Here is a 26,060-nt window from a genome sequence, read left to right on the forward strand (position 1 = left end):
GAGCCGCGAAGCGGCGACAGCGGGGGCCCGGGGGCGGCAGCCCCCGGTTTCGGGAAGGGGCGGGATTGGGGAAACCGCCGGAGGCAACCACCCACCCACGGACAGGACCATGACGACCACCACCCTCATCACCAACATCGCCAGCCTCGTCACCAACGACCCCGCCCTCGGCCAGGGGCCCCTCGGCCTCGTCGAGGACGCCGCCGTCGTCCTGGACGGAGAGACCGTCGCCTGGGTGGGCCCGACCGCCAAGGCCCCGCAGGCGGACGAGACGTACGACGCAGAGGGCCGCGCGGCCATCCCCGGCTTCGTGGACTCCCACTCCCACCTCCTCTTCGCAGGCGACCGCACCAAGGAGTTCAACGCCCGCATGGAGGGCCGCCCGTACGAGGCCGGAGGCATCCGTACGACGGTCGCCGCGACCCGCGCGGCCACGGACGCGGAGCTGGAGGCGAACGTCACCCACTACCTCCGCGAGGCCCTGCTCCAGGGCACGACGACGTTCGAGACGAAGTCGGGGTACGGCCTGACGACCGAGGACGAGGCCCGCGCCCTGCGCATCGCGGCCCGGCACACGGACGAGGTGACGTTCCTGGGCGCGCACATCGTGTCGCCCGACTTCGCCGAGGACCCGGCGGCGTACGTGGCGCTGGTGACGGGCGAGATGCTGGACGCCTGCGCCCCGCACGCCCGTTGGGTGGACGTGTTCTGCGAGAAGGGCGCGTTCGACGGCGACCAGGCGCGGGCGATCCTGACGGCGGGCAGGGCCAAGGGCCTGCACCCGCGGGTGCACGCCAACCAGCTCAGCTACGGCCCCGGCGTCCAGCTCGCCGTGGAGCTGGACGCGGCGAGCGCCGACCACTGCACGCACCTGACGGACGCCGACGTGGACGCCCTGGCGAACAGCGCCACGGTGGCGACCCTGCTCCCGGGCGCCGAGTTCTCGACCCGCGCCGAGTGGCCGGACGCCCGCCGCCTCCTCGACGCGGGCGCGACGGTGGCCCTGTCCACGGACTGCAACCCCGGCTCGTCGTTCACGTCGTCCGTGCCGTTCTGTGTGGCGCTCGCGGTACGGGACATGGGGATGACCCCGGACGAGGCGCTGTGGGCGGCCACGGCGGGCGGCGCGGCGGCCCTGCGCCGCACGGACGTGGGCCGCCTCACCCCCGGCGCCCGCGCCGACCTGGCCCTCCTGGACGCGCCGAGCCACGTCCACCTGGCGTACCGGCCGGGCGTACCGCTGGTGTCGGGCGTGTGGCAGCGCGGCACGCGGGTGCGCTGACGGGGCGGGCGGCGCAGGAGCGCAGGAGCACGCGAAGACGCAGGAGCGGAGAAAAGAGACGCAGGAACGGCTTGGGGGCCGCCCTCTTCAGGGCGGCCCCCAAGCCGTCGGTGTGTCCGGTCGGGACGGTCCCGTACGGACGTCCCGCTACTCCTCCAGCGTCAGCCCCTTGCGGAGCCGCACCAGCGTGCGCGAGAGGAGCCGCGACACATGCATCTGCGAGATGCCCAGTTCCTCGCCGATCTCCGACTGCGTCATGTTGGCGACGAAGCGCAGGGAGAGGATCTTCCGGTCCCGGGGCGGGAGTTCGGCGATCAGCGGCTTCAGGGACTCGACGTACTCGATGCCTTCGAGGCCGTGGTCCTCGTAGCCGATGCGGTCGGCGAGGGCGCCCTCGGAGTCGTCCTCCTCCGGCTGGGCGTCCAGCGAGCTGGCGGTGTAGGCGTTGGACGCCGCCATGCCCTCGACGACCTCTTCGTTCGAGATGCCGAGGCGTTCGGCGAGTTCGGCCACTGTCGGCGCGCGGTCGAACTTCTGGGCGAGTTCGTCGCCCGCCTTGGCGAGGTCGAGGCGGAGCTCCTGGAGTCGGCGCGGCACGCGCACCGACCACGACGTGTCGCGGAAGAAACGCTTGATCTCGCCGACGATCGTCGGCATCGCGAACGTGGGGAACTCGACGCCGCGGCTGAGCTCGAAGCGGTCGATCGCCTTGATCAGGCCGATGGTGCCGACCTGGATGATGTCCTCCATCGGCTCGCTGCGGGAGCGGAACCGGGAGGCGGCGAACTTCACCAGGGCGAGGTTCAGTTCGACGAGGGTGTTGCGTACGTACGCGTACTCGTGCGTGCCTTCCTCGAGGGATTCGAGCCGCTCGAAGAGGGTCTTGGACAGCGCGCGGGCGTCCAGGGGCGCCACTTCGTCGTACGGGGGGATCTCGGGGAGCCCGGAAAGGCTCTCGCCGACGCTCTCGGGCCGCGCGGGGTCGGCGGCGGTGTCGGCGAGCGGGGGCTCGGCCGTCGCGGCCCGTGCGCCCTCGGGGGCGGGACCCGGGATCCGGGTGTCGGTGCGGTTCGGCGGGGGTGTCGACGTCGCCTGGTCAGTGCGCGATTCGTCGAGCCGGGGTGACATGGTCTCCTCCATCGTTCTCGGCATATGGCTGCCGATGCCACTACGTGCACTGCGGTGTGCGGCGCCTCCATGGCCGTCCGTGTCGATTGATGTCTCTTCTACCCCTACCCGCTTCCGCGCCGGAGTCGCAAGTGCGTTCTGTAGTGAAATGTCCGAATTCGGGGGGTTGTTCGGCTACCCGGGACCGTAGGGAAGGCGTAATGTTCAAGGGCGTCATCGCGCGTCATCGCGCGCGGTAAACAGCCCACGACGGTCGGGAAGAGAGTGACGGCATGGACCGCGGGACGGTCGGCAGTGCACACAGGGGCCGGCTTCTGGTCGAAGTCCGGAAAGAGGGCCGCAGCGCCGTCGTGACCCCGGCGGGTGAGTTGGATCACCACACCGCCGATTTGTTGCGCGAGCCGCTTGAGGCCTGCGTCGACGACGGCTTCAAACGGCTCGTGGTCGACTGCTCGCGACTCGAATTCTGTGACTCGACGGGGCTGAACGTGCTCCTCGGTGCCCGGCTCAAGGCCGAGGCCGTGGGGGGCGGGGTCCATCTGGCGGGGATGCTGCCGGTGGTGGCCCGTGTGTTCGAGATCACGGGAGCCGATGCCGTCTTTACCGTCCACGAGACGCTCGAAGCGGCGCTGGACGACTGAGTCGGGGTGATTCTCGCGTATGGCGCAAAGAGTTACGCGTCAGTTGTCGCTGTGTGATCGTTGCGTTACCAGTGTCACACGGTTCGTGCGGAATCCATGGGTGTCCGGGCGGTTCGGCCGGGCAGGAGACACCCTGAGTCCGTCGTCCACATCCATCAAGTCATTCATCAAGTCAAAGTCAGAACGGCAAGCGGCCGGGAAGGCAGCCGGGCGGGCGGGGATCCGCCGGTCGCCGCACTTCCTCCCTTGTCCAGTCCTCTTGTCGGTGAGGTGAAGTGCTGATGAGCACCACCCGGCCTTACTCGCCGGGCGACCGCGGCCCGGAGCCGGACGCCGCCGTCGCGGATGCTCCCGTGCCCGCGGCCACCCCGGAGTCCGGGGGCCGCCAGGTCCGCAGGCTGAGCCTGAACGGGGCGAGCGGTGTCGTGCCGCTCTCGCGCGACTTCACCCGGGAGGCGCTGCACGCCTGGGGCTGGCTGCCCGCGGCGGGCGCCGACCGCCGCGCCGCCGCCGAGGACGTGCTGCTCGTCGTCTCCGAGCTGGTCACCAACGCGTGCCTGCACGCGGAGGGCCCCGAGGAGCTGTGGCTGTCCTGCGACGGCAAGGTCCTGCGCATCGAGGTCTCCGACCGCGGCGCGGGCCAGCCCGCACCCCGCACCCCGCACCGCGCGGGACGGCCCGGCGGGCACGGGATGTTCATCGTGCAGCGGCTGTGCCTCGACTGGGGGGTCGTACGGACGCCCGGGTCGACGGGCAAGACGGTCTGGGCGGAGCTGGGCGCGCCGGGCTAGCGCGGCGGCCCGAGGCCTCTCCCGCCTCTCCCGCCCTTCCCTTCCCTCCCTTCCCTCCCTTCCCTCCCTTCCCTCCCTCGTGGTTCCGGGGCGACTTCGTCCCCGGCCTCCTTCGCACCCCCTCGCTCCGCCCCCCACCCCGCCCCCGGCTTCCGGCCATCCGGCCCCCGCCTCCTGGGCCCCTTCCGCCACCCCGGCGCCCTCGCGCCCCGGCCGCCGTCGCCGAACGGCCGCCGCCCCGCTTTCCCCGACGCGTCGGACCACCATGGATCCGGCGCGTCCTTTGTCTTCCCTCGGCAAGGCCCCGGGCGTACCTTGAGCGCCAAATCTGATGTGCCGTCAGTAAATTCGCACAGCGGCACGGACTCGCCCGCACCACCGGCATGAGGGGAAAACGAGGTGTCGTACCAGAAACAGACGGCCGCGCTCGTGCTCGCCACGGCCATGGCCGGATCGGCTCTGCTCCTTGCCGCACCCGCCGCCCAGGCCGAGGTCCAGGACGTGGACTACCAGTGCAAGACGCCCATCGGGAACAAGGGGGCGGTCTCGCCCATCGAGATCAAGAGCGTCAAGAGCGGCAGCGCCTACAAGCTCACGATGTCCTTCCAGAAGGGCGTCTCCTCCAGCCCCGTCGAACTCGGCAAGGGCGCGATGAAGCCCAGCGCCGTGATCAAGCTGGGCGGCGCCGAGAGCGGCACGGTCGCGGTCTCCGGGCCCACCAACGCGGCGGCGATCCCGGCCAACACCCCCATCAAGATCAGTGACTTGTCGGGCACGTACACGCCGAAGAAGTCGGGGAAGGTCACGTTCACGGCCGGAGTGCTGACGATCAAGGCGCTCGGTACGACCACGACGTGTACGCCCGCGAACAACCCCAAGCCGTCCCTGACCCTGGACGTCAAGGGCTCCGGCGGTTCCGGGGGCTCCGGCGGCACGGGTCAGGACACGGGGGCGGGCGCGACGTCCGGCTCCGGTTCCGACGCGGGATCCGGGTCCGGATCCGGGTCCGGGTCCGGCTCCGGTGACCAGGCCGGCGGCGAGGAACTCCCGCAGACCGGACCCACCGACTCCGCCATCGCCCTCGGCACCCTCGGCGGCACCGTGCTGCTCGCGGGCGCGGCCGGAGTGCTGTGGCTGACCCGGCGCAACCAGGCGGCGCGGTCGCGCTGACCGGCCCCGGGGACCGGGTACGAACGCGGGGAGCCGCCGATGCCGCTGATGCCGTCGACGTGGAGCACGCGCGGGGCGCGGGCGCTGTGCGCGAGTGCCGCCGTGCTGCTCGCGTCGTGGTGCGCGGGACCGGCGCCGGGCGCGCGGGCCGCCGACGAGGGCGGACCGGCGTGCTCCGGCGGCGGCGCGGTCCATGGCCGGGCCGAAGGCCGGGCTGAGAGCCGGGCCGACAGCAGGGTCGAGAGCCGGCCCGGCAGCCGGACCGAGAGCAGGGCCGACAGCGGTCCCGCCTGGTCCATCGCGCCCTCCGCGGGCAGCGGTTCGCGGCCCGCGCGGTCCGACGGGCGGCCCTGCTTCTACGCGGAGGGCGGCCCCGGCTCCGTGCTCCGGGACACCCTGTCCGTCACCAACCCCGGATCCGCGCCGCGCACCGTGACCCTGCGCGGCGCAGGGCCCGCGGGCACCGGGACGTGGCTCGCGTTCGCGCGGCGCGAGGTGACCGTGCCGCCGCGGACACGGGCCGAGGTGCCGTTCACCGTGACGGTGCCTTCGGGGGCCGCGCCCGGCGACCACCTCGGTGAGGTCGTGGCGCGCGGCGACGGGCGGGACGCGCGGGTCGCCGTGCGGCTGCGGGTGAGCGGGCCCGCGCTCGCCGCGCTCACCGTGGAGCGGGTACGCGTCGACGCGGGGGCGCGGCGGATCTCGTACGACCTGGTGAACCGCGGCACCACCGTGCTCGCGCCGAAGGTCGTGGTGCGGACCGACGGGCTGTTCGGCGAACTGCTCGACCGGCGGGCGCGGCAGGTGCCGCGTGATCTCGCGCCCGGTCGGCGGGTGTCCCTGAACGAGCCCTGGGACGGGGTGCCCGCGCTCGACTCGGTGGACGTACGGCTCACGGTGACCGCGGCGGGCGGGGTGGCGGAGCGGGCGAGCGCCTCCGCCTGGATCGTGCCGTGGCCCGCGGTCGCGGGGAGCGCGCTCGGGGGCGCCGCGGTCCTCGCGGGGGGCTTTGTCTGGGTACGTCGGCGTCGGCGGGCGGAGGTCTGCGGTGAAGGTTGAGTCGGCACGAGCCCGCCGCGACGCGGCGGCACACTCCCCGCGGCCCACCGGACGCGGTCGGCCGGACGGCCGCCGCCCCTGGCCCGCCGCGTACGCCCGCACCCGGCGCGGCGACCATCGCCCCCGGCGCGCGATGCCCGTCCGCGCCCCCGCCGCCCTCCTGCGCGCCACCCTGGCCCTGGTGCTGCTGCTCGCCGCCCTCGGCGCCGCCCTCGCCGCGCCCGCGCCCGCCCGCGCCGCCGACAAGCCGACCCTCACCCTCTCCAAGTCCCAAGCGGGTACGGGCGGTTCGGTGACCGTCAAGGGCGAGGGCTGGCGGCCCAGGGCCCTCCTGATGATGCTCGTGTGCGGGCAGGCCACGCCCGCCGTCGGCGTGCCCGGCGGCACCAACTCCTGCGCCAACGCCCGGGGGCGGGCCGTCACCACCGACGGCGACGGCACCTTCAGCAAGGCGCTGCCCGTGGCCGAGCCCCCGGAGGCCTGCCCGTGCGTCGTGCACGTCGCCACGGTGACCGGCGAGAAGGCCGCGGCGGACGCGGCGTTCAAGGTCGCCGGGCACCCGGTGCGGCCGCTGCCCGCGCGGCCGGGCGGCGGCAGGCTGTCCGTCCTCACGGACACCCGGCTCGACGGGTCGAGCGGGCTCCTCACCTGGTTCGGCGCCCCGCCGTCGCGGCGGCTCGTCTTCACCGTCGGCAACGTCGGCTCCACCCCGGTCAAGAACCCGGTGTTCCAGGTCGGCACCTCGCACGGCGTGTTCGCTCCGCAGTGGGAGGAGCAGCAGTGGCGCGGCACGATCGCGCCCGGCAGGAAGGCGCAGATCAAGCTGTCCGTCGACCTCCCGGCGGGGGCGCACGGCGACTATCTGGTGTCGCTGCGGTACGCCGACCGGGTCCTCGCCGAGCAGCCGTGGGGCGTGGGCCGCCCCTGGGGCGTCACGCTGTTCTGGGTCCTGCTCTGCGTCGTCGTGCCCGCGGCCGTCTTCCGCGTCGGCATGGTCCTCGTCGACCGGCTCCGCCCCGCCCGCTCCCGCCGCTCGCCCGGCCGCCACCGCACGTCCCGCGTCGGCGAGTTCACCGTGCGCCTGCCGCGGCTGCGCCTGCCGCGGTCGGCCGTGACCGCCGAACGCGAGACCGCCGCGTCCGCGGCGGCCACCACCACCAACTTGCCCTGGTTCAGCCCGGACGCCGATCCGGGCGCGCCCGCGGCACAGCTCTCCGCACCGTCCGACAACGGCCCCACGACGAAGGGAGAATCATGAGGAGGACGCGGAGGAAAGGGAGCGCGAGGGCGGCGGGAGCGGCACCACCCCGTACGAGAGCGACCGCGGCCGGCGTCGCCCTGATGCTCGGCGGCACGGGGCTCGCGGGCGGGACCCTGCTCGCCGCCGCCGGTCCGGCGCGGGCCGCGGAGGTCGCGTACAGGACCGAGTGCGTGCCGCCCCCGATCTCCAATCTGCCGCCGGTGCACGGCACCACGAAGGTCGACGTGAAGGTGCCCGCCGAGGCGAAGGTTGGCGACGAGGTCGAGGTGGTGTGGAAGACCGTCGAGGCCGCGTCCAAGAACCCCGACATCCTCGACCTCGGCAAGGACACCGTCCTGCCGACCGGCACGATCAAGGTCGGCGGCGCGCAGAGCGGCGACCTGAAGCTGGAGGGGACGCGGACCAACCCGCCGATCCCCAAGGGCGGTGCGATGGTCCTGTCCGACATGAAGGGCAAGCTGAAGCTGACCAAGCCGGGCGAGGTGACGCTCACCCCGGACGCGTACGACATCAACGTCAACAAGCCCATCTCCACGGACACCAAGTGCAAGCCGGAGGAGGCCGTGAAGACCGCGGCGACCATCAAGGTGACCGAGGGCGGCGGCAGTTCGGGCGGAAGCACGTCGGGCGGCAACTCCGGCGGGACCACGTCCGGCGGCAACTCCGGTGGGTCCAGCGGCGGTTCGGCATCCGGTGGCGGGGACAGCGGTGGTACGACCAGCGGCGGCTCAGGCTCCGGCGGCAGCACGTCCGGCGGCTCCGGCTCCGGCGGCTCCACCGGCGGCGGTGACGGCCAGACCGACTTCCCCGGCAAGGAGGTCCAGATCCCCTACCGGTGCAAGACCCCCATCGGCGACAAGGAAGCCACCTCGCCGGTGCAGATCAACGCCAAGAAGAACGGCGGGAGTTACGGCCTCACCGTGCAGTTCAAGAAGTCCGTCATGGACAGCCCGGCCGACATCCCCGCGAACTCCGTCACCCCGTCGATGCAGGTCAAGCTCGGCGGCGCCGACAAGGGCACGGTGCCGGTCGAGGGCCCCGCGAACAAGGAGCCGATCAAGTCCGGCGCCCCGATCACCATCCCCGACCTCAAGGGCACGTACAAGCCGGGCGCCGACGGCAAGTCGACGCTGTCCCCGGGCGTCCTCACCGTGAAGGCGCTCGGCACCACCACGACCTGCACCCCGGCCAAGACCCAGGTGTCCCTGGAGCTGGACACGTCGGCGCAGCCGGGCGGCGCGTCCGGCGGCTCGTCGGGCGGTTCCGCCGCGGGCGGATCCGGTACGTCGGGCGGCTCCGCCTCCGGCTCGGCGGGCGGCGCGGCGACGTCCGGCGGCGGGCTCGCCGACACCGGCGCCGAGGACAACGGAGCGCTGCGGGCGCTCGGCCTGGTCGCGGGCACGGCGATCCTGCTGGGCGGAGCGGTGTTCACGTTCCTGCCGCGCGGACGCCGCCGGTGGCTGCGCTGAGGCGGGGCCCGGGACAGGGCCCGAGGCGGGGCCTGCGCTAGGGCTGGCGGCTGCGGGTGCCCGTGTGCGCCCGCAGCCACGCCAGTACGTCCTGGGCGAGCCCAGGCGCCTTCAGGAGCGGGCCGCCGTGCGCGGAGCCCGGCAGGGTCCGCACGGTCACGTCCCGCAGGCCCGCCCCGCGCTGGGCGGCGGCCAGCTCGGCGGAGTGCGCGGGCGGTACGTAGTCACCGGCCGAGTGCACCAGGTACAGCGGCGCGTCCCGGGCGCCCGACGCGTGCGAGGCCGCCGCCAGGTCGCCCCAGCGCGCCCAGCAGCGCTGCCCCGAGGTGTCCGGGTCGCATCCGGCGAGACGTTTCGCCGCCTGCCGCAGCGCCCGCTGCCGGGCCGGGGCGCCGGGGCGCGCCCCGTCCTGCCAGGCCCGGTAGGGCGAGGCGACGGGGGAGAGGGCGACGACCCCGCGTACGGACGTGCGGCCGTCGCGGTACGCGCCCACGCTCGCCGCGAGATGCCCGCCCGCCGACGAGCCGAGCAGCAGCGGCCGCGCCGCGCCGGGGCCCTCGCGGCGGGCGATCCAGCGCAGGGCGGCGAGGACGTCGGTGCGCTGGGCCGGCCAGACGGCGTCCGACGAGAGCCGGTAGTCGGTCTCGTACACGGTGAAGCCCCGCGCCGCGAACCACCGCGACCAGCCGCCCCAGTCGGTGTCCCGGGCCCACGACCCGCCGTGCAGGACGACGAGGGACGGCCGCTTGCCGCCGCCGGACGGGCCGCCGTACACGGTCACGGTCTGGCGCGCGTGCTCGCCGTAGGAGAAGACGGACGAGCCACGGCCGGGCGGCGGAGCATCGGGCGTGGCCTCGGCGGCGACGCTGGCGGACAGCAGCGTGCCGCACAGGCCCAGGGTCAGCAGCGCGCGGCGCACGGTCGGGGGGCGGTGCCGCACGGCCGGGCGGCGGTGGCGCGCGGTCGGGCGGCGATGGCGCACGGTCATGGGGCGATGGTCCACCGGGGGCCGTCGGCGCGCCCCGGGAAACGCCAAGGGCCACCGCACCGGGTGGTGCGGCGGCCCTCAGTTCGTACGAACGGCCTCAGGCGGGTGTCAGTTGACGTCGCCCATGAGCGCCTTGACCTTCTTGCGGTACATGTACACGGCGATACCCGCGATGACGGCGAGCGTGGCCTCCATGGCGACCACGCCGGTCTTGTTCAGGTCCACACCGGCCGTGGACAGCAGGCCGGTGGTGCAGTCGCCCGCGGTGACGGCGAGGAACCAGACGCCGAGCATCTGCGAGGCGTACTTCGCCGGGGCCATCTTCGTGGTGACCGACAGGCCGACCGGGGAGACGCACAGCTCACCCACGGTGTGCATGAAGTAGATCGCGACCATCCAGTACGCGCCGACCTTCTCGCCGTCGCCCGCCATCGTCAGCGGGATCAGGAAGACGAAGAACGAGGCACCGACGACGACCAGACCGGAGGCGAACTTCACCACCGTGTTCGGCTCCTTGCCGCGGCGGTTCAGCGCCAGCCACAGGAAGGCGGCGACCGGCGCGAGCGCCATGATCAGGACCGGGTTGACCGACTGGTACCAGGAGACCGGGAAGTCGAAGCCGAAGATCGAGGTGTCCGTGGAGTTCTTGCCGAACAGGGCCACGGTGGAGGCGCCCTGGTCGTAGATCATCCAGAAGACGGCGGCGGCCACGAAGAACCAGATGTAGGCCGTCATCCTGGACTGCTCGACCTGGTCCAGCTCCTTGTCCCGCTTGATGCGGGCGAGCACCCAGATCGGGATGACCAGACCCGCGACCGTGATCGGGACGATGGCCCAGTTCAGGGTGTAGACGCCGGTGGCGATCGTGACGCCGTAGAAGACGACGGCGGCGATGACCCACAGCATGGCCTTGCGCAGCAGGCCCATCAGCTCCGGCCGCTCGACCGGCTTCGGGACGACGCTGCTGCGCTCGCTCAGGTGGCGGCCGCCGAGCAGGAACTGGGCCAGGCCGAGGGCCATGCCGAAGGCGGCGAGGGCGAAGCCCAGGTGCCAGTTGACCTTCTCGCCGACGGTGCCGATGGCCAGCGGGGCGAAGAAGGCACCCAGGTTGATGCCGATGTAGAAGACGGTGAAGCCGCCGTCGCGGCGCGGGTCGTCCGGGCCGTCGTAGAGGTGGCCGACCATTGTGGAGATGTTGGCCTTGAGGAGACCGGAGCCCATGGCCACCAGGACCAGGCCGAGGAAGAACACCGCCTGGCCGGGCAGCGCCAGGGTGATGTGACCGGCCATGATCACCAGGGCCGCGATCGTGATCGTCTTGCGCGGGCCCCACAGCCGGTCCGCGAACCAGCCGCCCGGCATGGCGAGCAGGTACACCATCGCCATGTAGATCGAGAAGATCGCCGTCGCCGTGGCGGCGTCCATGTCCATGCCGCCGGGGGCGACCAGATAGAGGGGAAGCAGGGCCTTCATGCCGTAGAAGCTGAAGCGCTCCCACATCTCGGTCATGAAGAGAGTGGCCAGGCCGCGGGGGTGGCCGAAGAAGGTCTTCTCGGAACCAGGAGTGCTGGCCGAGTCCTTCGTCAGGCTGGACGCCATGGGTCGATCCTCGTGGTTCGGGACGCGGCTGGCGGCGGGGGACCGCGGGCGCGCCCGGTGGGGGGCGGTCGGCACCGGTGTCGTACCGCCCACCCCGCACGCCTGAGGAGGGGTTAGTGCCACGGTGTCCGTGGGGCACGAGGGACGGGTGACACCGAGATCCACACCCCGACGCGTCATCGCGTGCGGGGCCCGACCACAGGTCATTCCTTTCGAAGGCCGGCGAGAACCGGCCCACACACAGAAGAGACCTTTGGCGCGCAATAGCGGGCCAAAGGTCCTTGAGTAGTGCTACAGGCGTCTCGCCACCATACGTCACGACAGAGCGGGATTTGGAAGGACTTGAGACATGGATCACAGGTGACGCAGGAACCAACAGCCCACATTCCAAGGTGTACGCGAAACCACCCCAAGGATCTCATGCAGTGGACGGTGGAACGTGTTCCTCCGGTCTTGGGGGAGCGTGGGCGCGGCCGGGGGCGCGGGGCCGTCCGGCGATCACCCTGCTGCGCTGGTCCGGCGCGGACTACCATCACCCCATGACCCGTGTACTGCTCGCCGAGGACGACGCGTCCATCTCGGAGCCGCTGGCCCGCGCACTGCGCCGCGAGGGCTACGAGGTCGAAGTGCGCGAGGACGGTCCCACCGCCCTCGACGCCGGGCTGCAGGGCAGCGTGGACCTGGTCGTGCTCGACCTGGGCCTGCCCGGCATGGACGGCCTTGAGGTCGCCCGCCGGCTCCGCGCCGAGGGTCATACGGTGCCGATCCTCATCCTCACCGCCCGCGCCGACGAGGTGGACACCGTCGTCGGGCTCGACGCCGGCGCCGACGACTACGTCACCAAGCCCTTCCGCCTCGCCGAACTCCTCGCCCGCGTCCGGGCCCTGCTCCGGCGCGGCGCCACCGAACCGGCCCAGCCGCCCGCCACCCACGGCGTCCGCATCGACGTCGAGTCGCACCGCGCCTGGATGGGCGAGGAGGAACTCCAGCTCACCGCCAAGGAGTTCGACCTCCTGCGCGTCCTCGTCCGCGACGCCGGCCGCGTCGTCACCCGCGACCAGCTCATGCGCGAGGTCTGGGACACGACCTGGTGGTCCTCCACCAAGACCCTCGACATGCACATCTCCTGGCTCCGCAAGAAACTGGGCGACGACGCGGCGAATCCGCGGTACATCGCCACGGTGCGGGGGGTCGGTTTCCGCTTCGAAAAGAGCTGACCCAGGCCGGGGGCCTGCACCATCGGGGCCCGGCCCAGGCCCAGGCCCCGGCCCGGGGCCTGGTGCCGCCCTCCGGGTAGTCGGTGCCGCCCGGGTAGTCGGTGCTGACTGGGCGGTGGGTGTCGCTCGGGCGGCAGCCCCCTGCCCGTCCGCTGCGCGGCCGGGCGTCTCCCACCCGCCCGCCCGTTTCTGTGGTCCCCGGCTGACCGCCGAACCACCCGTCGCACCGCGACGGCCACCACCGCCCGCCCTCCGGCCCGCCTCACCCGAGCAAGCAGAGCCTCCGGCCTCGGCCCGTTGGCGAGCGTCGGGGTTCGGGCCTTTGGCTTCGGCCCGTTGGTGAGCGTCCGGGGGCGAGTCTCTGGCCTCGGTCCGCCCGTGAACGCCCGGTCCAAGGCCCCCGTTCCCGCCCTGCCCACGAACACCCAGGCTCAACGTTTCCGCTCCGCCCACGAACACCCGGTCCCAACGCCCCGCCCCCCGGCGAACACCCGGGCCCAACAGCTCCCCTCCACCCCCGCCCCGGCAGCAAGCCGGGTCCGACAGTTCGGGTGGGCGGGTGGGAGGAACCGCCGCGGAGCGGTGGGGAGGGTTGCCGCGGGGGCGTGGTGGCCCGGTGTGCTCCAGGTGAGGGGCACACTGGGGTGGTCCGTCCCCCTGCCCGGCCGGAGGGCCCCGTGCGTCGTCGCCTCATCAACTCGACCCTCGCCGTAGTACTCGTGGTGATCGCCGTGTTCGGCGTCTCGCTGGTGATCGTCGAGACCCGCACGATCAGCAACAGTGCCCAGGAGCGGGTGGACTCGGAGGCCCTGCGCCTGGCGGGCATCGTGGACAGCCGGCTGCTGAGCGACGAGCGCGTCAGCGGGGAGGTGCTGCGCAAGCAGGTCGACACGGACCGCTACGCCCGGATCGAGATCCCGGGCCGCGCCCCCATCGAGGTCGGCACCCGCCCCACGGGCGACGTGATCCGCGCCACCCGGGACGGGGAGGAGGGCGAGAAGGTCACGGTCGAGGAGCCCCGGACGGCCGTCACGCAGGAGGTCGGCCGGACCCTGCTCATCATCGGCGGCGTGGCCCTCCTCGCCATCGTCGCCGCCGTCCTCCTCGCCGTACGCCAGGCCAACCGCCTGACCTCCCCCCTCACCGACCTCGCGGAGACCGCGGAGCGCCTCGGCTCCGGCGACCCCCGCCCCCGCCACCGCCGCTACGGCGTCCCGGAGCTGGACCGCGTGGCCGACGTCCTGGACGGCAGCGCCGAACGCATCGCCCGCATGCTCACCGCCGAGCGGCGCCTCGCAGCCGACGCCTCGCACCAGTTGCGTACGCCGCTGACCGCCCTGTCGATGCGGCTTGAGGAGATCACCCTCACCGACGACCTGGACACGGTGAAGGAGGAGGCGACGGTCGCGCTCACGCAGGTGGAGCGCCTCACGGACGTCGTCGAGCGGCTGCTGACCAACTCCCGCGACCCCAGCACCGGCTCCGCCGTCACCTTCGACCTGGACGAGGTGATCAAGCAGCAGCTGGAGGAGTGGCGCCCCGCCTACCGCAGCGCGGGCCGCGCCATCGTCAGCTCCGGCAAGCGCCATCTGCACGCGGTCGGCACCCCGGGCGCGGTCGCCCAGGTCCTGGCCGCGCTGATCGAGAACTCCCTGATGCACGGCGGCGGCACCGTCGCCCTGCGCACCCGCGTCACCGGCAACCAGGCCGTCGTGGAGGTCACGGACAGCGGCCCCGGCGTGCCCGCCGACCTCGGCGCGCGGATCTTCGAGCGGGCCATCAGCGGGCGCAATTCGACAGGAATCGGCCTCGCGGTGGCCCGGGATCTGGCCGAAGCGGACGGGGGCCGCCTGGAGATGCTCCAGGGCAAGCCGCCGGTGTTCGGGCTGTTCCTGTCCCGTACGCCGTCATATCGGGAGGGCAGGGACGGCAAGTACCACGACGGCTCGGACCCGACCGAGGACACGGTGCGCTGAGCAGTCGCAGTCGCAGCGGTCAGCGCGGCCCAGCCGCCCCGCCCGCGCGACGCCCCTCAGCCCCGCCCCCGAGCCCCCGAAGCCGTGCTCGTCCGCCCCTCGCCGCCGCCCGGCTCCCGCTCCCCGTCCTCCAGGAACGATTCCGCATGCGCCACGGCCTCGCGGGCGGGCAGCGTACGGAACACCCAGGTGCGGTACGACCAGAAGCGGAACAGCGTCGCGATGCCCATGCCGACGAACTTGAAGACGTTGGACTGGAGCCTGCTGTCCCAGTCGAAGCCGTACGTCGCGACGTACAGGACGCCGTTCTCGATGACCAGGCCGACCGCGCTGAACAGCAGGAAGAGCGTCAGCTCCTTGGTGCGGCCGCTCTTGTCGCGGTCACGGTAGGTGAAGTACCGGAACCCCACGTAGTTGAAGGCGATGGCGACGACGGTGGCGATGACGCTCGCGCGCACCACCTGGAGATCCGTGAGATGCCGCACCAGGTTGAACACGGCGAAGTTGACCAGCGTCCCGACCGCCCCCACGGCCCCGAACTTGGCCACTTCACGTGCGAGTCGGTCGAACCGCACCCTCAGTGCGCCGCGCTCCGTCATGGTTGATCGCCCCAGCCCCCGTCGATTGCATGTGGTCCGTCGACGGGATCGATGTCGAGCGGGTGGTCCGCGTCCGCATCGCCGGTCGGTTTCCCCAGTCGATCCGTCGCCTCTCCCGGTCGATCCGTCATTTCGTTCGCGTCAACCCAGCCATGCTAACCAGCGACCTCTGTCGGCGCTCGTGGACGGCGTCACTCCGTGGCACCCCTGTGACGCCCGCGCACGGAATCGGGCCGCTCCCGGATGGCCGATACCCTGTGGGTGTGACGTTCCCGGTAGTCGGCATGGTCGGCGGGGGGCAGCTCGCTCGTATGACACACGAGGCGGGCATCCCGCTCGGCATCAGGTTCAAGCTCCTCAGTGACACCCCGCAGGATTCCGCGGCGCAGGTCGTCAGCGATGTCGTCATCGGCGACTATCGCGACCTCGACACGCTGCGTGACTTCGCGCGGGGCTGCGACGTGATCACTTTCGATCACGAACACGTACCCACCGAGCATCTACGGGCCCTGGAGGCGGACGGCATCCCCGTGCGCCCGGGGCCCGACGCGTTGGTGCACGCCCAGGACAAGGGGGTGATGCGCGCGAAGCTGGATGAGCTCGGGGTGCCCTGCCCCCGCCACCGCATCGTGAAGGATCCGGTGGACGTCGCGGCCTTCGCGGCCGAGGGGGCCACGGAGGGTGACGGGTTCCCCGTCGTCCTCAAGACCGTGCGCGGGGGGTACGACGGCAAGGGCGTGTGGGTCGTGCGCTCCGTGGAAGAGGCCGCCGAGCCGTTCCGCGCGGGCGTCCCGGTCCTCGCCGAGGAGAAGGTCGCCTTCGTACGGGAACTGGCGGCGAACGTCGTCCGGTCCCCGCACGGGCAGGCAGTGGCGTACCCGGTCGTGGAGTCGCGGCAGGTCGACGGCGTCTGCGACACGGTGATCGCACCCGCGCCCGGGCTCGGCGAGGAGCTCGCGGGGCAGGCCCAGGAGCTGGCGCTGCGCGTGGCCAAGGAGCTGGGCGTGGTCGGGCACCTCGCCGTCGAGCTGTTCGAGACCGCCGACGGCCGGGTCCTGGTCAACGAACTCGCGATGCGACCGCACAATTCCGGCCACTGGAGCCAGGACGGCGCGGTGACCTCCCAGTTCGCCAACCACGTCCGCGCGGTCCTCGACCTGCCGCTCGGCGACCCCCGCCCGCGCGCGAGGTGGACGGTCATGGCGAACGTCCTCGGCGGCGACTACCCCGACATGTACACCGCGTACCTGCACTGCATGGCACGCGACCCGCAGCTGAAGATCCACATGTACGGCAAGGACGTGAAGCCCGGCCGCAAGGTCGGCCACGTCAACACCTACGGCGACGACCTTGACGACGTGCTTGACCGCGCCCGTCACGCGGCCGGCTACCTCAGAGGGACGATCACCGAATGACTTCTCCCGTTGTTGGCATCGTCATGGGCTCCGACTCCGACTGGCCCGTGATGGAGGCCGCCGCGAAGGCCCTCGACGAGTTCGAGATCCCCTACGAGGTCGACGTCGTCTCCGCGCACCGCATGCCGCGCGAGATGGTCGCGTACGGCGAGCAGGCCGCGGACCGAGGCCTGAAGGCGATCATCGCGGGCGCGGGCGGCGCCGCCCATCTGCCCGGCATGCTCGCCTCCGTCACGCCGCTGCCGGTCATCGGCGTCCCGGTGCCGCTGAAGTACCTGGACGGGATGGACTCCCTCCTGTCCATCGTGCAGATGCCCGCGGGCGTGCCCGTCGCGACGGTCTCGGTGGGCGGCGCCCGCAACGCGGGCCTGCTCGCGGCCCGCATGCTCGCCGCGCACGACGAGGAACTCCTCGGCCGGATGCGGGAGTTCCAGCAGGAGCTGAACGACCAGGCGACGGAGAAGGGCAAGCGCCTTCGCGCCAAGGTCGAGGGCGCGGGTTCCGGTTTCGGCTTCGGCTCGGGAAAGTGAGCGCATGACCATGCTGTCCGAACGCTTGCCCGAACCCCTGGCCGAAGCCCGTGCCCTGCTCGCGGAGTTCCCCGTCGTCGACGGTCACAACGACCTGCCGTGGGCGCTGCGCGAGAAGGCCGGGTACGACATCGACCGCCTCGACATCGCCGCCGACCAGACGGGCCGGCTGCACACGGACATCGGGCGGCTGCGGGCGGGCGGCGTCGGCGCGCAGTTCTGGTCGGTGTACGTCCGCGCGGACATGGCGGGCGACACGGCGGTCAGCGCGACGCTCGAACAGATCGACTGCGTACGGCAGTTGCTCGCCCGCCACCCCGCGGACCTGCGCGCCGCGCACACCGCCGCCGACATGGAGGCGGCCCGCAGCGAGGGCCGCATCGCCTCCCTGATGGGCGCCGAGGGCGGCCACTCCATCAACAACTCCCTGGCCACGCTGCGGGCCCTGTACACGCTCGGCGTGCGCTACATGACGCTCACGCACAACGACAACATCGCCTGGGCGGACTCCGCGACGGACGAGCCGGGCGTCGGCGGGCTCTCCCCGTTCGGCCACGAGGTGGTCCGGGAGATGAACCGCGTCGGCATGCTCGTGGACCTCTCGCACGTCGCGGCGACGACGATGCGGGCCGCCCTGGACACCTCGGTCGCGCCGGTGGTCTTCTCGCACTCCTCCGCCCGCGCGGTGTGCGACCACCCGCGCAACATCCCGGACGACGTCCTGGAGCGGCTGCCCGCGAACGGCGGCGTGGCGATGGCCACCTTCGTACCGAAGTTCGTGCTCCGGGCGGCGGTCGACTGGACCCTCGCCGCCGACGAGAACATGCGCGCCCACGGCTTCCACCACCTCGACACCACCCCCGAGGCGATGAAGGTGCACGCCGCCTTCGAGGAGTCGACCCCGCGCCCGATCGCCACCGCCGCCACGGTCGCCGACCACCTCGACCACATGCGCGAGGTCGCCGGCGTCGACCACATCGGCATCGGCGGCGACTACGACGGCACCGCCTTCACCCCGTCCGGCCTGGACGACGTGGCGGGCTACCCGAACCTGATCGCGGAACTCCACACCCGCGGCTGGTCGAAGCCGGACCTCGCCAAGCTGACCTGGCAGAACGCCGTCCGCGTCCTCGGCGCGGCGGAGGACGTGGCCCGCGACGAGCAGTCGCGGCGGGGGCCGTCGATCGCGACGCTGGAGCAGCTGGACGGCTGACGCTGGCGGCGGGCCAAAGGGCTTTCGGGGCGCGGCTGTTGGGGCCGCGCCCCGGCTTCGCGGCAAGTTATGGACTGATCGATCTAAATGGGTTAGCGTTCTCGTGCCGGGGTGAAGCGAACCCGCTCGCCCCGATATTGGGATGACCGGTACACAACTCTGCTGGGGGAGAACGACATGACCGACGCACGACTGACGGACGCCGATCTGGCCCGCTCCCTGGAGGGCGACTTCACCAGCGCCCACGCCGACGTGAACGGCACCACGCTGCACTACGTCACCGGCGGCAGCGGCGAGCCGCTGGTCCTGCTCGGCGGCTGGCCGCAGACCTGGTGGCAGTTCCACAAGATCATGCCGGCCCTGGCCCGCCACTACCGCGTCATCGCCGTGGACCTGCGCGGCATGGGCGGCTCGGCAAAGCCGGCGGGCGGCTACGACAAGAAGACGATGGCGCGTGACGTGCACGAACTGATCCGCCACCTCGGCCACGACCGCGTGCACCTCGTCGGGCACGACATCGGCGCCATGGTCGCGTACGCCTTCGCCGCCAACCACCCCGAGGCGACCGGCAAGCTGGCACTCCTGGACGTGGCGCACCCCGACGAGAACCTCCGGAAGTTCCCCCTGCTCCCCGCGGTCGAGGCCGGAACCGACTGGGAGACCGACCCCGGCATCTACCTGTGGTGGTTCGCCTTCAACCAGGTCAAGGGCCTCCCGGAGCGACTGCTCGACGGCCGCATGGACCTCTTCGCCGACTGGCTGTTCGGCTACCTGCTCAAGGACCAGTCCTCGATCGACGCCCACTCCCGCGCCGTGTACGCGGCGGCGTACGACACCCCGGACGCCGTCCGCGCGGGCAACGCCTGGTACCAGGCCTTCCGCCAGGACATCGCCGACTTCACGACGTACGACCGGGTGGCGGCCCCGATCCTCGGCCTCGCCGGCGACCGCAACCTCGACTACCTGCGCGAGACCCTCGCCCACCACGGCACGGACGCGGTGGTGCGCGCGGTCCCGGACGCGGGCCACTACCTGCCGGAGGAGCAGCCGGAGACGGTCACCGGGCAACTGGTCGCGTTCTTCGGCTGAACCGGCCCGGACACGCGCGTCGCCCTCTCCCCGGCGCGGGGAGGGGGCGACGTTTCGTACGGCGGGGCGGCCCCGGAACTACGGCAGGTTGCGGGCCATGACGATCCGCTGCACCTGGTTCGTGCCCTCGTAGATCTGCGTGATCTTCGCGTCGCGCATCATGCGCTCGACCGGGTAGTCACGGGTGTAGCCGTAGCCGCCGAGGAGCTGGACGGCATCCGTGGTGACCTCCATGGCGGTGTCCGAGGCGAAGCACTTGGCGGCGGCGCCGAGGTAGGTCAGGTCGGCGTCGCCGCGCTCCGAGGCCGCGGCGGCCTGGTAGGTGAGGGCCCGGGCGGCGGAGATCTTCATGGCCATGTCGGCGAGCATGAACTGCACGCCCTGGAAGTCGCCGATCGGCTTGCCGAACTGCTTGCGCTCCTGGACGTAGCCCTTGGCGTAGTCGAGGGCGCCCTGGGCGATGCCGAGGGCCTGGGCCGCGATGGTGATGCGGGTGTGGTCCAGGGTCTTCATGGCGGTGGCGAAGCCGGTGCCCTCGTCGCCGATCATGCGGTCGGCGGGGATGCGGACGTTGTCGAGGTAGACCTCGCGGGTGGGGGAGCCCTTGATGCCGAGCTTCTTCTCCGGGGCGCCGAAGGACACGCCCTCGTCGCCCTTCTCGACGACGAAGGCCGAGATGCCCTTGGAGCGCTTCTCGGGGTCGGTCACGGCCATCACCGTGTAGTACTCGGAGACGCCCGCGTTGGTGATCCAGCGCTTCACGCCGTTCAGGACGTAGGAGTCGCCGTCCCGGACGGCCCGCGTCTTCATGCCCGCCGCGTCCGAACCGGCGTCCGGCTCGGAGAGGCAGTACGAGAACATGGCGTCGCCCTTGGCCAGCGGCGTCATGTACTTCTTCTTCAGGTCCTCGGAGCCGGAGAGGATCACGGGGAGCGAGCCGAGCTTGTTCACGGCCGGGATGAGGGAGGAGGACGCGCAGACGCGGGCCACCTCCTCGATCACGATGACCGTGGCGAGGGCGTCGGCGCCCGCGCCGCCGTAGCTCTCCGGTACGTGCACGGCGTGCAGGTCGGAGGAGACCAGGGCGTCGAGGGCCTCCTGCGGGAAGCGGGCCTCCTCGTCCACCGCGGCGGCGAACGGGGCGATCTTCGCCTCCGCCAGCGAACGGATCGCGTCGCGGAGCATGTCGTGCTCCTCGGACGGGCGGTACAGGTCGAAGTCAGCCGATCCGGCCAAGGTATCTCACGCTCCAAGCACGCTGAGGACGCTAATTACCGTTAAGTAACCCAAATTTTAGGGGCCCGCCCACGTGAGGGATACGTGAGCTTGACGACAGCGGAAGTTGTGCCCGGTGAGAGCCCCTGTTACGCCAGGACTATGCTCGGGCACCGCGCAGCCGTCGTACCCGATCCACTGGAGCACCGCATGGCCCTCAAGATCACCGTGATCGGCACCGGCTACCTCGGCGCCACGCATGCCGCGGCCATGGCCGAGCTCGGCTTCGAGGTCATCGGGCTCGACGTGGTGCCGGAGAAGATCGAGACGCTGCGCCGCGGCGAGGTCCCGATGTACGAGCCGGGCCTGGACGAGCTGCTTCGCAAGCACGTCGCGGGCATCGAGGGCTCCACCGGGCGGCTGCGCTTCACGATGGACTGGGCCGAGGCCGCGGACTTCGGCGACGTGCACTTCGTGTGCGTGAACACCCCGCAGAAGCACGGCGAGTACGCCTGCGACATGAGCTACGTCGACGCCGCCATGGAGTCGCTGGCCAAGCACCTCACCAAGCCCGCCCTGGTCGTCGGCAAGTCCACCGTGCCGGTCGGCAGCGCCGAGCGCATCGCCGCCCGCCTCGCCGAGCTGGCCCCCGCGGGCGGCGACGTCGAGCTGGCCTGGAACCCGGAGTTCCTGCGCGAGGGCTTCGCGGTCAACGACACCCTGCACCCCGACCGGATCGTCGTCGGCGTCCGCAGCGAGCGCGCCGAGAAGATCCTGCGCGAGGTGTACGCGACGCCGGTCGCCGAGGGCTCCCCCTTCATCGTCACCGACTTCCCCACCGCCGAGCTGGTCAAGACCTCCGCGAACTCCTTCCTCGCCACGAAGATCTCCTTCATCAACGCCATGGCCGAGGTCTGCGAGGCCGCGGGCGGCGACGTGGTGAAGCTCGCCGAGGCCCTCGGCCACGACGACCGCATCGGCAAGAAGTTCCTGCGCGCGGGCATCGGCTTCGGCGGTGGCTGTCTGCCCAAGGACATCCGCGCCTTCATGGCCCGCGCCGGCGAGCTGGGCGCCGACCAGGCCCTGACGTTCCTGCGCGAGGTCGACTCGATCAACATGCGGCGCCGCGGCCACATGGTGGAGCTGGCCCGCGACGCCGTCGGCGGCGGGTCCTTCCTGGGCAAGCGGGTCGCGGTCCTCGGCGCCGCCTTCAAGCCCGACTCCGACGACGTGCGCGACTCGCCCGCCCTGAACGTGGCCGGGCAGATCCACCTCCAGGGCGGCCAGGTCACCGTCTACGACCCCAAGGGCATGGCCAACGCCCGCCGCCTCTTCCCGACCCTCGGCTACGCCGACACCGCCGAGGACGCCGTGCGCGGCGCCGACGTCGTCCTGCACCTCACGGAGTGGCAGGAGTTCCGGGACCTCGACCCCGAGGCCCTCGGCGCGGTGGTCGGCCGCCGGGTCCTCCTGGACGGCCGCAACGCGCTGGACCCGGAGCGGTGGCGCGCGGCGGGGTGGACGTACCGGGCGATGGGGCGGCCCGCGGCCTAGGACGGGTCAGCCAGGGCCTGCCCGGCGCGCCCGGTACGCGCGCATCTTGGCCCGCGCCCCGCACACCCCCATGTCGCACCAGCGGCCCCGGCCCCCGGGGCTGCGGTCGAAGTACGCCCAGCGGCAGGTCTCGGCCTCGCACCCCTTGAGGCGGGACCACGTGCCCGCCACGACGGCCTCCGCGACGGCCGCCGCCACCCGGGACGCCAGCGGGCCGGGGTCGGCGGGCGCGAGCGACGCGGCGCCGTCGGGCTCCTCCACGCGCACCAACAGGGGCGCCCCGGCCAGGAGTTCGCCGAGCGGGCGCACCTCCTGGTGCGGCGGGTGTCCGGCGTGGGCGAGGCAGACGGCCCGCAGGGACTCGCGCAGCTCCCGGGCCGCGTCCACGTCCCCCATGGCGAGGCCGAACCGGGCCCGCCCCGCCTCGGTGTCGAGCTGGTCGGTGCCCGCCTCGATGTCCAGCGTGTTCACCAGGTCCTGGATCAGCGCGAGGCCCCCCGGTGCGGGCGCTCTGTCGTTCATGGTTGCGACGTTACCCGTAAGGGGCCACTATGGGGTAACCGAAGCGGTTACCGGAGAACGCCGATTGCCGGTAACGGAGATTTCGACCGAGGAGAGGTCATGGCCACCCCTGTCGTCCGCCTGCGCACTGTCGCCCTCGACTGTCCCGACCCGCACGCCCTCGCCGAGTTCTACGCCGGGCTCATCGGCGGCACGATCCACGACGACGACGGCGACGGCGAGTGGGTCGAACTGCTCGCCCCCGGCCGCGTACGGCTCGCCTTCCAGCGCGCCGAGGGCCACACCCCGCCCGAGTGGCCGCGCTCCGACGCCAACGGCCAGCAGTTCCACCTGGACTTCGACGGGGGCTCGACCTGGGCCGAGATCGACGCGGCCCAGGAGCGCGCCTTCGCCCTCGGCGCCCGCCCGCTCGACCTGGACGACGACGGCGGCAAGCGGGACTGGCGGGTGTACGCGGACCCGGCGGGGCACCCGTTCTGCTTCTGCCTGGTGCCCTGACCGGGCCGACCCGACTCGACCCGACCGGGGCGGGGCGGGCAACCCGCGGCCGCCCGCCCCGGGGCGCCCGCGGCCCACCTCAGCCGCCCGCAAGCGCCCGCGGCCGCCCGCGGACCGCCCTCAGCCGTCCAGCCGCCCGATCGTCGCCGTCGACGCCCCCCGCCGCTCCCGCGCCGCCCGCGCCGTGAAGTCCGCGCCGCGCAGCACCCGCTGCACATTGCCCCAGGTGAGCGCCGTGACATCGGCCTCGGTCCAGCCCCGCCTGAACAGTTCGGCGACCAGCCGCGGATAGCGCGAGGCGTCGGCCAGCTCCCCGGGGTGCCCGGACCTGGTGTCGTACATCCCGGAGATCCCGACGCACTCGACCCCCGCCATCCGGCGCACATGCTCCAGGTGGTCGGCCACGTCCCCGAGCGTCGGCCCCGTGCGGTCGGCCGTGAGCGGCACCAGGCACAGGCCCTTCGCGGCGCCCACCGCGGCCAGCAGCTCGTCGCTGAGGTTCGCGGGGTGCTCGCGCAGCGCGCGGGCCCCGGAGCGGGTCCAGAGCGAGGGCGCCTTGGAGACGGCGAGGACCCGGTGCGCCGTCGCTTCGGACGCCCCGGAGAGGTCCGCGAGGACGCCGAGGCGGTTCATCTCCCGCACGACCTCCTCGCCGAACGTGCTCAGCCCGTCCGCGCCCGCCCAGGAGGTGCCCGCCAGGGTGAGGGAGCTGAGGCCCAGCGTGTGCAGGGAGCGCAGGGCGCCGAGCGAGTCGCCGATGGCGCGGGCGCTCGCCGGGCCGATCAGGGTGGCGATGCGGCCGCAGTTGCGGGCGTCGGTGGTCTCGGAGGCGTCCCGGGCCACCCGCAGCCCGCCCGCGTACCGGGCGACCACGTGCTTGACCAGGTCGAGCTGCTCCAGCGCCGAGCTGACCGCGCGGTCGCCCTCGGGCTCCGCGTCCGGCATCTGGAGCGACCAGAACTGCATGCCGACCCGGCCGGCCCGCAGCCGCGGCAGGTCGGTCTGCAGCCCGCTGTCGCCCAACTCCAGGTCGTACCAGGGGAGTTCACGCAGTGCGCCGGGCAGGCCGCTGTAGCCGTCGGCGACGGGGTGCGCGGCGAGCAGGGCCTCGGCCCGCTCCAGCGCGTCCCGCAGCTCCGGCTCCAGGGGCTCCGGCGCGGGCTCGGGCGTTCGGCCGTCGTCGGTGGGGGCGGGCACCGGGCGCACATCGTGGGTGGGCGCGGTGCGCTCGTCGTCCGCCCCGGCCTCGGCGGGGGAGTCGAGTTCGTCCTGGAGGTCCGCCATGGCAGGGCTCCGCTCGGTGGTGGGGCTTCTGGGTGGTGGTCGGTCCACCGTGCCACGGGGTCCGCGAGGCTTCGCGGCGGACGAGGCGTTCGGGGTACGCCCGTGCTCGTACGCCGACGGCCCCGGCACCGCGCGAGCACGCGGTACCGGGGCCGTCGCCGTGAGCGGCGAGCCGGACGGGCCGGCTACTTGCTGGACACCGTCACCTTCTCGTCGTTGTTGAGCTGCGACACCAGCTCCTTGACCTTGGCCTTGTCCCAGACGACGTTGCCGCCCGAGAACCCCGAGATCGGCATGTTCATGGACTTGCCGTCGCCGCCGGTGACGCCCTTCATGGCCCAGAACATGGAGGCCACGTCCATCAGGTCCATGTCCTTGTCGACGACCAGGGTGTCCAGGCCCGCGCCCATCGTCGGGTACAGCTTGAACGGGTTCATGACCGTCCCGGGCGTCGCCGCCTGGTTGGCGAGGGCCGCGAGGAACTTCTGCTGGTTCTTGGTGCGGTCCAGGTCGCTGCCCGGCAGGGCGTAGCGGGTGCGGACGAAGGCCAGGGCCTCCTCGCCGTTCAGGGTCTGCTTGCCCGCCTCGAAGTCGGCGCCGGACTTCTTGTCCTTGAAGCCCTTGGGGATGTTCATCTCCACGCCGCCGACCGCGTCCACGATCTTGGCGAAGCCGCCGAAGCCGATCTCCGCGTAGTGGTCGATGCGCAGGCCGGTGTTGGCCTCGACGGTCCGCACGAGCAGCTCGGGGCCGTCCTCGGCGTACGCGGCGTTCAGCTTCGTCTGGCGGCCGGTGCCCGGGTAGAGCTTGCCGGACTCGGCGCCCTTGAAGGAGGGGATCGTGACGTTCGAGTCGCGCGGCAGCGAGACCATCGTGTTCCCGCCGTCGTCCGCGACGTGCAGGATCATCATCGAGTCGGTGCGCTTGCCGTCGGCGGAGCCGGTGTGGAGCTTCTTCTTCTCCTCGTCGGACATCCCTGCGCGGCTGTCCGAGCCCACGATCAGGTAGTTCGTGCCCTTGCCGCCCTCGGGCCGCTCGATGACCTTCGACAGGTCGACCTCGCGCTTGAGCTTGGAGTCCGCCCAGAAGTACGTGCTCACGGAGACCACGATCAGCAGGGCGAGGAACGTGACCAGGCCCCAGGTGATGCGCTTCTTCCAGTTCACCGGCGGCTTGGGCGCGCGCGGCGGCGCGGGCGGGCCGCCGGGACCACCGGGGCCCTGGGGACCGCCGGGGCGGCCGGCCGGCGAGCCGTACACCTGGCCGGTGTTGTAGCCGCTGTCGTAGCCGTCCTGGGCGTGGCCGTCCGGTCCGCCGGGACGGGCGTGCGGGTCCTGCCCGCGCTGGTCGCGGTAGAGGTCGTCGTAGACGTTGTCGTCGTACGAAGGCTGGCGAGGCTGGCGCGGGACCGAGCCGGGCTGGCCGGGGGCCGAGGGGCCGCCGCGCTGGACATGGCGCATCACACGGGCGCCCTCGGGCTGTGCGCCGTCGCTGCCGTACCCGTGGCGGTCACCGTTGTTGTTCCGCGCGTCTGGCCAATCGCTCATGTGGCTTAGTGTG

General features: G+C 72.5%; 23 protein-coding genes. 15 read left to right on the plus strand and 8 right to left on the minus strand.

The window, feature by feature from the left end; genetic code table 11:
• The first annotated feature begins 109 nt into the window (after positions 1–109).
• Complete coding sequence (gene hutI, locus ACZ6AA_RS21140) at positions 110–1,282, plus strand: imidazolonepropionase (RefSeq protein ID WP_471459392.1); 1,173 nt, start codon at positions 110–112, stop codon at positions 1,280–1,282.
• Positions 1,283–1,429: 147 nt separating this feature from the next.
• On the opposite strand, the gene ACZ6AA_RS21145 is transcribed toward hutI, so the two are convergent.
• Complete coding sequence (locus ACZ6AA_RS21145) at positions 1,430–2,422, minus strand: RNA polymerase sigma factor SigF (protein WP_471459394.1); 993 nt, start codon at positions 2,420–2,422, stop codon at positions 1,430–1,432.
• A 260-nt stretch (positions 2,423–2,682) separates the two neighbouring features.
• Between ACZ6AA_RS21145 and ACZ6AA_RS21150 the strand changes: the two genes are divergently transcribed.
• From ACZ6AA_RS21150 to ACZ6AA_RS21175, 6 genes are all read left to right on the plus strand, one after another.
• Positions 2,683–3,051, plus strand: coding sequence for an STAS domain-containing protein (locus tag ACZ6AA_RS21150; RefSeq protein WP_468459790.1), 369 nt, complete (start codon positions 2,683–2,685; stop codon positions 3,049–3,051).
• A 281-nt stretch (positions 3,052–3,332) separates the two neighbouring features.
• On the plus strand, positions 3,333–3,842 hold the full coding sequence (locus tag ACZ6AA_RS21155) for an ATP-binding protein (protein ID WP_468459788.1): 510 nt from the start codon (positions 3,333–3,335) through the stop codon (positions 3,840–3,842).
• Between the two features lie 399 nt (positions 3,843–4,241).
• Positions 4,242–5,012 carry an LPXTG cell wall anchor domain-containing protein gene (locus ACZ6AA_RS21160; RefSeq protein ID WP_468459786.1) on the plus strand — a complete coding sequence of 257 codons (771 nt, stop codon included), beginning with the start codon at positions 4,242–4,244 and terminating at the stop codon, positions 5,010–5,012.
• A 39-nt stretch (positions 5,013–5,051) separates the two neighbouring features.
• Positions 5,052–6,071 (plus strand): COG1470 family protein, encoded by a 1,020-nt coding sequence (locus ACZ6AA_RS21165; RefSeq protein ID WP_471459396.1) that lies wholly within the window; start codon positions 5,052–5,054, stop codon positions 6,069–6,071.
• Positions 6,072–6,204: 133 nt separating this feature from the next.
• Positions 6,205–7,329 (plus strand): hypothetical protein, encoded by a 1,125-nt coding sequence (locus ACZ6AA_RS21170; protein ID WP_471459462.1) that lies wholly within the window; start codon positions 6,205–6,207, stop codon positions 7,327–7,329.
• 83 nt (positions 7,330–7,412) lie between these two features.
• Positions 7,413–8,801, plus strand: coding sequence for a hypothetical protein (locus ACZ6AA_RS21175; RefSeq protein ID WP_471459398.1), 1,389 nt, complete (start codon positions 7,413–7,415; stop codon positions 8,799–8,801).
• A 37-nt stretch (positions 8,802–8,838) separates the two neighbouring features.
• Here ACZ6AA_RS21175 and ACZ6AA_RS21180 read toward each other — a convergent pair whose 3' ends face one another.
• Together ACZ6AA_RS21180 and ACZ6AA_RS21185 are read right to left on the minus strand one after the other, a co-directional pair.
• Complete coding sequence (locus ACZ6AA_RS21180) at positions 8,839–9,789, minus strand: alpha/beta hydrolase family protein (RefSeq protein WP_471459400.1); 951 nt, start codon at positions 9,787–9,789, stop codon at positions 8,839–8,841.
• Between the two features lie 108 nt (positions 9,790–9,897).
• Complete coding sequence (locus ACZ6AA_RS21185; RefSeq protein WP_468459779.1) at positions 9,898–11,388, minus strand: peptide MFS transporter; 1,491 nt, start codon at positions 11,386–11,388, stop codon at positions 9,898–9,900.
• 539 nt (positions 11,389–11,927) lie between these two features.
• On the opposite strand from ACZ6AA_RS21185, the gene ACZ6AA_RS21190 reads away from it, so the two are divergent.
• On the plus strand, positions 11,928–12,605 hold the full coding sequence (locus ACZ6AA_RS21190; protein ID WP_016644465.1) for a response regulator transcription factor: 678 nt from the start codon (positions 11,928–11,930) through the stop codon (positions 12,603–12,605).
• A 677-nt stretch (positions 12,606–13,282) separates the two neighbouring features.
• The gene (locus ACZ6AA_RS21195; protein ID WP_468459776.1) at positions 13,283–14,581 is read left to right on the plus strand and encodes an ATP-binding protein; all 1,299 of its coding nucleotides are present in this window, start codon (positions 13,283–13,285) and stop codon (positions 14,579–14,581) included.
• A gap of 56 nt (positions 14,582–14,637) precedes the next feature.
• Here ACZ6AA_RS21195 and ACZ6AA_RS21200 read toward each other — a convergent pair whose 3' ends face one another.
• On the minus strand, positions 14,638–15,180 hold the full coding sequence (locus tag ACZ6AA_RS21200; protein WP_468482497.1) for a GtrA family protein: 543 nt from the start codon (positions 15,178–15,180) through the stop codon (positions 14,638–14,640).
• Positions 15,181–15,443: 263 nt separating this feature from the next.
• On the opposite strand from ACZ6AA_RS21200, the gene ACZ6AA_RS21205 reads away from it, so the two are divergent.
• The 4 genes from ACZ6AA_RS21205 (at position 15,444) to ACZ6AA_RS21220 (ending at position 19,427) form a co-directional block, all read left to right on the plus strand.
• On the plus strand, positions 15,444–16,595 hold the full coding sequence (locus ACZ6AA_RS21205; protein WP_468482496.1) for a 5-(carboxyamino)imidazole ribonucleotide synthase: 1,152 nt from the start codon (positions 15,444–15,446) through the stop codon (positions 16,593–16,595).
• Positions 16,592–17,125 (plus strand): 5-(carboxyamino)imidazole ribonucleotide mutase, encoded by a 534-nt coding sequence (gene purE / locus ACZ6AA_RS21210; protein ID WP_468459770.1) that lies wholly within the window; start codon positions 16,592–16,594, stop codon positions 17,123–17,125. The genes ACZ6AA_RS21205 and purE overlap by 4 nt, the downstream gene beginning before the upstream one ends.
• A 4-nt stretch (positions 17,126–17,129) precedes the next feature.
• The gene (locus ACZ6AA_RS21215) at positions 17,130–18,338 is read left to right on the plus strand and encodes a dipeptidase (RefSeq protein ID WP_471459403.1); all 1,209 of its coding nucleotides are present in this window, start codon (positions 17,130–17,132) and stop codon (positions 18,336–18,338) included.
• A gap of 177 nt (positions 18,339–18,515) precedes the next feature.
• Positions 18,516–19,427 (plus strand): alpha/beta fold hydrolase, encoded by a 912-nt coding sequence (locus ACZ6AA_RS21220; RefSeq protein ID WP_471459405.1) that lies wholly within the window; start codon positions 18,516–18,518, stop codon positions 19,425–19,427.
• Positions 19,428–19,505: 78 nt separating this feature from the next.
• Here ACZ6AA_RS21220 and ACZ6AA_RS21225 read toward each other — a convergent pair whose 3' ends face one another.
• On the minus strand, positions 19,506–20,663 hold the full coding sequence (locus ACZ6AA_RS21225; protein ID WP_468459764.1) for an acyl-CoA dehydrogenase: 1,158 nt from the start codon (positions 20,661–20,663) through the stop codon (positions 19,506–19,508).
• A 189-nt stretch (positions 20,664–20,852) separates the two neighbouring features.
• Between ACZ6AA_RS21225 and ACZ6AA_RS21230 the strand changes: the two genes are divergently transcribed.
• Positions 20,853–22,196, plus strand: a complete 1,344-nt coding sequence (locus tag ACZ6AA_RS21230; RefSeq protein ID WP_471459407.1) for a UDP-glucose dehydrogenase family protein — start codon at positions 20,853–20,855, stop codon at positions 22,194–22,196.
• Between the two features lie 6 nt (positions 22,197–22,202).
• On the opposite strand, the gene ACZ6AA_RS21235 is transcribed toward ACZ6AA_RS21230, so the two are convergent.
• Positions 22,203–22,718, minus strand: a complete 516-nt coding sequence (locus tag ACZ6AA_RS21235) for a CGNR zinc finger domain-containing protein (RefSeq protein WP_468459761.1) — start codon at positions 22,716–22,718, stop codon at positions 22,203–22,205.
• 99 nt (positions 22,719–22,817) lie between these two features.
• On the opposite strand from ACZ6AA_RS21235, the gene ACZ6AA_RS21240 reads away from it, so the two are divergent.
• Complete coding sequence (locus tag ACZ6AA_RS21240; protein ID WP_468459759.1) at positions 22,818–23,216, plus strand: VOC family protein; 399 nt, start codon at positions 22,818–22,820, stop codon at positions 23,214–23,216.
• Between the two features lie 120 nt (positions 23,217–23,336).
• Here ACZ6AA_RS21240 and ACZ6AA_RS21245 read toward each other — a convergent pair whose 3' ends face one another.
• Positions 23,337–24,500, minus strand: a complete 1,164-nt coding sequence (locus ACZ6AA_RS21245; RefSeq protein WP_471459409.1) for a dipeptidase — start codon at positions 24,498–24,500, stop codon at positions 23,337–23,339.
• Between the two features lie 185 nt (positions 24,501–24,685).
• Positions 24,686–26,047 (minus strand): LCP family protein, encoded by a 1,362-nt coding sequence (locus ACZ6AA_RS21250; RefSeq protein ID WP_471459411.1) that lies wholly within the window; start codon positions 26,045–26,047, stop codon positions 24,686–24,688.
• Positions 26,048–26,060: the final 13 nt, after the last annotated feature.

It is taken from the genome of Streptomyces sp. NPDC040610 (assembly GCF_055594065.1).

Bases quoted from the DNA above. Each gene is read 5' to 3' on its own strand.
- ACZ6AA_RS21250 (WP_471459411.1), bottom strand. From the start codon at position 26,047: ATGAGCGATTGGCCAGACGCGCGGAACAACAACGGTGACCGCCACGGG.
- ACZ6AA_RS21240 (WP_468459759.1), top strand. From the start codon at position 22,818: ATGGCCACCCCTGTCGTCCGCCTGCGCACTGTCGCCCTCGACTGTCCC.
- ACZ6AA_RS21220 (WP_471459405.1), top strand. From the start codon at position 18,516: ATGACCGACGCACGACTGACGGACGCCGATCTGGCCCGCTCCCTGGAG.
- ACZ6AA_RS21200 (WP_468482497.1), bottom strand. From the start codon at position 15,180: ATGACGGAGCGCGGCGCACTGAGGGTGCGGTTCGACCGACTCGCACGT.
- hutI (WP_471459392.1), top strand. From the start codon at position 110: ATGACGACCACCACCCTCATCACCAACATCGCCAGCCTCGTCACCAAC.
- ACZ6AA_RS21215 (WP_471459403.1), top strand. From the start codon at position 17,130: ATGACCATGCTGTCCGAACGCTTGCCCGAACCCCTGGCCGAAGCCCGT.
- ACZ6AA_RS21170 (WP_471459462.1), top strand. From the start codon at position 6,205: ATGCCCGTCCGCGCCCCCGCCGCCCTCCTGCGCGCCACCCTGGCCCTG.
- ACZ6AA_RS21180 (WP_471459400.1), bottom strand. From the start codon at position 9,789: ATGACCGTGCGCCATCGCCGCCCGACCGCGCGCCACCGCCGCCCGGCC.
- ACZ6AA_RS21155 (WP_468459788.1), top strand. From the start codon at position 3,333: ATGAGCACCACCCGGCCTTACTCGCCGGGCGACCGCGGCCCGGAGCCG.
- ACZ6AA_RS21165 (WP_471459396.1), top strand. From the start codon at position 5,052: ATGCCGCTGATGCCGTCGACGTGGAGCACGCGCGGGGCGCGGGCGCTG.
- ACZ6AA_RS21245 (WP_471459409.1), bottom strand. From the start codon at position 24,500: ATGGCGGACCTCCAGGACGAACTCGACTCCCCCGCCGAGGCCGGGGCG.
- ACZ6AA_RS21230 (WP_471459407.1), top strand. From the start codon at position 20,853: ATGGCCCTCAAGATCACCGTGATCGGCACCGGCTACCTCGGCGCCACG.
- ACZ6AA_RS21185 (WP_468459779.1), bottom strand. From the start codon at position 11,388: ATGGCGTCCAGCCTGACGAAGGACTCGGCCAGCACTCCTGGTTCCGAG.
- ACZ6AA_RS21150 (WP_468459790.1), top strand. From the start codon at position 2,683: ATGGACCGCGGGACGGTCGGCAGTGCACACAGGGGCCGGCTTCTGGTC.
- ACZ6AA_RS21145 (WP_471459394.1), bottom strand. From the start codon at position 2,422: ATGGAGGAGACCATGTCACCCCGGCTCGACGAATCGCGCACTGACCAG.
- purE (WP_468459770.1), top strand. From the start codon at position 16,592: ATGACTTCTCCCGTTGTTGGCATCGTCATGGGCTCCGACTCCGACTGG.
- ACZ6AA_RS21175 (WP_471459398.1), top strand. From the start codon at position 7,413: ATGCTCGGCGGCACGGGGCTCGCGGGCGGGACCCTGCTCGCCGCCGCC.
- ACZ6AA_RS21190 (WP_016644465.1), top strand. From the start codon at position 11,928: ATGACCCGTGTACTGCTCGCCGAGGACGACGCGTCCATCTCGGAGCCG.
- ACZ6AA_RS21235 (WP_468459761.1), bottom strand. From the start codon at position 22,718: ATGAACGACAGAGCGCCCGCACCGGGGGGCCTCGCGCTGATCCAGGAC.